Here is a 1,004-nt window from a genome sequence, read left to right on the forward strand (position 1 = left end):
TTGATTGAAGTTAAAAATCCAAGCGCAATCTTTTTGAATCGAGGCGAAGAAGCCAGTCCTGGGAGTTCCGTTACTGTGCTTTGGGAGGGTACTCGGCCGCTGCTAGTGGAGTTGCAGGCGCTTGTTGATGAAAGTCAGGGCTCTTATCCCAAAAGAGTGGCGCTTGGTTTGGACCAGAATCGATTATCCATGCTGCTAGCAGTGTTGCATCGTCATGGTGGTTTGCATTGTGGTGATCAGGATGTTTTCGTCAATCTTGTCGGTGGCGTGAAGACCGCAGAAACGAGCACGGACTTGGCGTCGATTGCTGCGATCGTTTCCAGTTTACGGACGGTTAGTTTGCCGCGTGACGTTATTATCTTTGGTGAACTTGGGTTGTCGGGCGAGGTACGGCCTGTACCCAGCGGGCAGGAGCGAATACAGGAAGCTGCAAAGCATGGGTTTAAGAAGGCAATTGTTCCTTGGGGGAATCGTCCCCGCGAAACCGCTCTAGGCATTGAAGTAACAGCAGTGAAAAGCTTATCTGAGTTTCTTCAGCAGTTGTTCTGATCGAGCCGTCTCGGCGCTTGAAGAGGTTGGTTTATTCTTCTCTCTTAGCTCGCGCAAAGCCTAATGCGCATTGCTCAGGGCGCTTAGTTCTCGATGAAGTAGGGCCTCGTCAGCTAAATTGAGTTCAACCAGTCTTTTCAAATGGGTCATGCTGTCTAAGTCGATGTGTTCGCAGCTGAACCCTAATGCGTTGTTATGTTCATTTGAAAAGACGAGTTTCATGTTGATGCACTGTTGGTCGCCTGCAAGCTTGATACTTGCATCAAATGCTTTGTTCCCTTTCATTGAGAAGCCTTCAGGTTTGCTGATCAGCACGCCTTTTAGCGAGATATCCTCTAACTCTGTCGACCACATCATGCCGTCTTGACTTATCGTGCACTCAGCATTGAATAGTATTCGGCTGAACTGTCGTCTTTCTTGGTGTTCTTGAGTTTCTGACATGCATTCATTACCTG

General features: G+C 48.4%; 2 protein-coding genes. One reads left to right on the top strand and one right to left on the bottom strand.

Going from position 1 to position 1,004, the window contains the following annotated elements; all coding sequences use genetic code 11:
• The coding region (locus A3751_RS16100) for a magnesium chelatase domain-containing protein (RefSeq protein ID WP_304439041.1) at positions 1 to 549 on the top strand (549 nt) is incomplete at its 5' end.
• 60 nt (positions 550 to 609) lie between these two features.
• On the opposite strand, the gene A3751_RS16105 is transcribed toward A3751_RS16100, so the two are convergent.
• Positions 610 to 1,004: PilZ domain-containing protein (locus tag A3751_RS16105; protein WP_231876917.1), on the bottom strand; the 395-nt coding region annotated here is incomplete at its 5' end.

The sequence above is a fragment of the Oleiphilus sp. HI0080 genome (assembly GCF_001635135.1).